This is a genomic window from Streptomyces sp. NRRL B-1140 (assembly GCF_001280065.1).
GTDB lineage: Bacteria > Actinomycetota > Actinomycetes > Streptomycetales > Streptomycetaceae > Streptomyces.
The window spans coordinates 1-209 of record NZ_LGEA01000084.1; the positions used below are offsets into that span (position 1 = coordinate 1).

At 56.9% G+C, this 209-nt stretch carries 1 rRNA gene; it reads left to right on the forward strand.

Features of this window, described 5'->3' with window-relative positions:
* Positions 1-72: ribosomal RNA gene (locus ADK65_RS10170) — 16S ribosomal RNA — on the forward strand; the annotation flags it as partial.
* Positions 73-209: the final 137 nt, after the last annotated feature.

Sequence of the window (209 nt, forward strand, 5' to 3'; positions counted from 1 at the left end):
GTGGGACTGGCGATTGGGACGAAGTCGTAACAAGGTAGCCGTACCGGAAGGTGCGGCTGGATCACCTCCTTTCTAAGGAGCACTTCTTACCGATCCCCTTGGGGTGAGGTCAGAGGCCAGTACATCAGCGAACGTCTGATGCTGGTTGCTCATGGGTGGAACGTTGACTACTCGGCACGATCCAGGATGGATCAGGCGCTAGTACTGCC